Source organism: Candidatus Pelagibacter sp. (genome assembly GCF_052049775.1).
In the GTDB taxonomy this organism is placed as follows: domain Bacteria; phylum Pseudomonadota; class Alphaproteobacteria; order Pelagibacterales; family Pelagibacteraceae; genus Pelagibacter.
In genome coordinates this window covers 1-4,370 of record NZ_JBNGZH010000040.1, presented here as the reverse complement: position 1 = coordinate 4,370, position 4,370 = coordinate 1, and the positions used below count along the sequence as shown (strand labels likewise).

The 4,370-nt window shown below is 26.3% G+C and carries 3 protein-coding genes; all 3 read right to left on the bottom strand.

Features of this window, described 5'->3' with window-relative positions; translation table 11 throughout:
- Positions 1–53: 53 nt before the first annotated feature.
- Entirely contained in the window at positions 54–1,445 is a 1,392-nt protein-coding gene (trkA, locus tag ACTT83_RS05490; protein WP_440919099.1) for a Trk system potassium transporter TrkA, read from the bottom strand.
- Position 1,446: 1 nt separating this feature from the next.
- Positions 1,447–2,802, bottom strand: coding sequence for a sigma-54-dependent transcriptional regulator (locus ACTT83_RS05485; protein ID WP_440919098.1), 1,356 nt, complete (start codon positions 2,800–2,802; stop codon positions 1,447–1,449).
- Positions 2,777–4,370: ATP-binding protein (locus ACTT83_RS05480; protein ID WP_440919097.1), on the bottom strand; the 1,594-nt coding region annotated here is incomplete at its 5' end. The genes ACTT83_RS05485 and ACTT83_RS05480, both read right to left, overlap by 26 nt.

Genomic DNA, 4,370 nt, shown 5'->3' with positions numbered 1-4,370 from the left:
AAATTAATCCAAAAAAGAAACTTAGATATTTAATTTGCAATCCAAACATCTAATTATACTGAACTTAATCTAAAGATATTTTCAACAAAAGATATAGAGTCTTTTTTAACAATAAATACAACTCTATCATCTTTTTTAAAATCAAAATTGGATCTAGGTATAATTATTTTTTTATCTCTTAATACAGCGCCAATTCTTAATTCATCTGGTAAATTAGAATTTTTAATTTCTTTGTTAATTAGTTCAGAAGTCTCAATTATTTCAGCTTCAATTACCTCGTATTCACCATCTGATAAAGTATAAGCATTTTCAATTGTTCCTTTGTGTATATGTTTTAAAATACTTGAAACAGTCGTCATTCTTGGGTCAATTAAATCATCAATTTTTAATGATGATTGAAGAAGTGAATAATTTGGTTTATTAATTAATGCCATTGTTCTTTTATCTTCAATATCTTTTTGATCTTTAGCGAATTTTTCAACTAACACGCTGACCATCAGGTTATCTTCATCATCATTTGTTAGAGCTAATACAGTTTCAGCTTCTCCTAAGTTTGCTTCAGTTAAAACTTCTTCATCTAAACCATCACCATTTATAACAATCGCATCGTTAAGTTGATTTGCTAAGAACTCTGCTCGCTCCTTATTTTTTTCAACAATTTTAACTCGAACTGTTTCTAAGGTCTCCTCAATGTTCTTAGCTAAATTAAAACCAATATTTCCTCCACCTATAATCAAAATCTTTTTTGAAATTTTTTCCTCATGACCAAATGCTTCAAGAGTTTCTGACATTTGCGACGAATTAATAATTACATAAATTTTATCATCTTTTTTTACAGCATCTGTTTTTTTTGGAATAAAAAATTTATTATCTCTATTTATTCCAATTATATTTGCCTCTAATTTTGGGTATTTATTTGTGAGTTCATTAAACTTAATACCAATAGATTTACAATCTTCTTTAATGAATATCTCCAATAATCTTATTTTATTGTCAGCAAATGGCACACTATCTAATGCACCTGGCGCCTCTAATTTTCTCTGGATTGACTTAGAAATTTCAATTTCAGGAGAAATAATCACATCAATTGGTAAATTTTCTTTATTGTAAACTCTTGTAAATCTTGGGTTTAGATAGTCTTGTGATCTAATTCTTGCTATTTTTTTTTGAATATTGAATATGGAAAAAGCAATTTGACAGATAAGCATATTTATTTCATCATTTCTTGTAACTGCAATAATCATATCTGTTTCAGCAGCATTAGCTTTTTCAAGTATTGATGGATATGTAGCTTTTCCAACGATTGCCTTAACATCTAAACTATCATTAATTTTTTGGATATCCTCACTAGATTGATCAATAACTGTTATTGAATGACCTTGTTCACTCAGTAACTTTGCAATAGTAAAACCTACTCTACCAGCACCACAAATGATTATATTCATTTTAGTTAAATTCTTTTATTCCTAAGCCTTTGAGCTTTCTATGAAGAGCACTTCTCTCCATGCCAACAAAGTTAGCTGTTTTAGATATATTCCCATTAAATTTTTTAAGTTGAATAGTTAAATACTCTTTTTCAAAGTTTTCTCTAGCCTCTTTTAACGGCACAGATAAGCTATTTTCACCAATTTTATCATCATAATTGTCGCTTTTTAGAGACTCTTTTACAATGTTAGAAATTTTGTCTTTTGTATCAGGTTGTAAAATTGCAATTCTTTCAATCAAATTTCTTAGTTCCCTTACATTGCCTTTCCAATCATGATTCAAAATATATGAGTCATTTTCATCAATATCTAATTCTTTAATATTGTAATTTGTAGAAATCATCTTTGAGAAATATCTTATTAGCAAAGGTATATCTGAAATTCGTTCGTTTAAAGATTTAATGTTAATTTCAAAAACGTTTAATCTATGATAAAGGTCTTCTCTAAAATTGCCTATTTTTATTTCATCTTTTAAATCCTTACTTGATGAACAAATTAATCTAACGTCAACATTGATATCATTATTCCCATTCAATCTTTTAAATTTTTGATCAATAAGAACTCTTAATATTTTTGATTGAATGACTAAGGGAATTTCAGAAACTTGGTCGATTAGTAAGGTACCTTTATTAGCTTTTTCTAAAGCGCCATATGAAATGGAACCATCACTCTTTTCCTCCCCAAATAATTCTTGTTCATATTTTTCTGAGTCAAGAAGTGCTCCATTTAGAATAATAAATGGATTTTTTTCTCTTTTAGAATTTTTATGAATTTTTCTTGCAATTAATTCCTTTCCTGAACCTGATGGCCCATTTATAAGAATCCTACTCTCAGTTAAGGATATCTTTTTTATTTGTTCTCGTATTGTAGATATATTTTTACTATCACCAATTAAATCATATGAAGAAAATAACTTATTTTCATAATCCTTATTTTGTTTTTTTAATTGAAGATTTTCAACAGCTCTGGTTATAAAGTTTAATAATCTAGCTTGGTCAAAAGGTTTTTCTACAAATTCAAATGCACCATGTTTCAATGAATTTACTGCCATCTCAATATTAGCATGACCTGTAATAATAATTACTGGGACATCCTTATTTTTAGACTTGATATGAGATAATAACTCTATTCCATCATTATCACCTTTATCTAATTTAACATCTAGGATAGCTACATCAGGCATTTTTTTATCTATTTCTTTTAATGCTTGATTGTAATTAGCTGCTACTCTAGTTTTGTAACCAGCATCAACAATTAATTCATTTAGGATATTTCTTATATCCGCATTATCATCAACTATTAATATTTCTATTGTCATTTAAATAAAATCTTATCTGTATTTTTGCACCATTATTAATTGGAATAAATTCAAGTTCACCTTTGTGATCATTAATAATTTTATTTACTATAGATAGGCCTAGTCCAGTTCCATTTTTTTTTGTTGTGTAATATGGATTTAAAATTTCCTTTATATTATTTTTATCAAAACCAACACCATTGTCCTCTATTGATATTAAAATATGGTCATTATTTGATGAAATATCAATTAAAATTTTCTTTTTAAAATCAGGGTTTTTTTCAACTTTTTGTTCAATGCTCTCAATAGAGTTCTTTATCAAGTTAATGAAAACTCTTGAAATTTGTTCTTTGTCACATTCAAGTAATATTTCCTCATCTTTTTTATTTAAGTTTATTTCAATGGATTTATTAACCTCTGATAATAATTTGATATTTTCATTTAATAACTTTACTAAATCATTTTTCTTTAAAGTAGGTTTTGGCATTCTGGCAAAATCAGAAAATTCGTTTACTAAATTTTCTATTTGTTTTATTTGAGCGTTTATAATTTTTAGATTTTCTTTAAATGATTGTTGGTCTTCATCGGTTATTTGTTTCGAATATTTATTTCTAATTCGATCTATTGTTAATTGTATTGGTGTAAGAGGATTTTTAATTTCATGTGCTAATTTTCTTGATAGATTTCCCCATGCTTTATATCTCTCGTTTATAATTAATTTTTCTTGCTGGTTTTTTAGTCTACTAATCATAGAATTAAAGTTTTTATTCAATACTTCCATGTCTTTATCGGTTTTGATTTCTGGTACTTTTGTGTTTAAGTTTCCATGACCTATTTCTGTTGATGCTAATATAAGATTGTTTATAGATCTAAAAAATCTTGATGAAAATCTAATTGCTATTGTAATAGAGATAAATAATAACAAAGAAACAATTATAATATAAATGATAAAAAAGGTGATTTTTATGCCTGTGCTTCTATCCTCAACAGTATAGTAAAAATTTATAGCTTCTTGAGATTCAGCTAAATAATTCGAAATATCTTTATCTAAAAATTTTACCACATAAATAAATCTATCTTTTGATGATTGTAATCTCATTATCGCAGCTGAAATATTTGCTTTAGTGTCAATTATCTTTAATGGTCTATCATCCTCAAGAACTAAATTAAGCGCTTTATCAACAGGAGGAATATATTTTTCTTTTTTCTCAGTTGAGTATAATAGTTTTTTATTTTTATCTATAATATGAATTTCATCGACATTTCTGATTAACTTTTGTGTCCTTAAAAACCTTAAATACTCCTTTGCATTTTCATTTAAAAAATTTGCACTTTTATTAGTATCAAAAGCAATCAAAATTATATCTGATTGAATTTTATTTCTTACTTCTTCAACGTAATTTTTAGCAAGTTCATAGGAATTATTTACGACAGTTGTAACTTTCTTATCGAAGTACTTTTCTAGAGCAAAAGAAAAAAGAAATAAGGAAAAAATTGAAATTAAAATTGACGGTATTAAAGTAAATAATGAAAAATACGTTATGTATTTTTTATTTGATGTTAAGCCATCCTTATCAATATCAATTTTA

Excerpts from the sequence above, each read along its gene's own strand:
- trkA (WP_440919099.1), bottom strand. The coding sequence starts at position 1,445 with ATGAATATAATCATTTGTGGTGCTGGTAGAGTAGGTTTTACTATTGCA.
- ACTT83_RS05485 (WP_440919098.1), bottom strand. The coding sequence starts at position 2,802 with ATGACAATAGAAATATTAATAGTTGATGATAATGCGGATATAAGAAAT.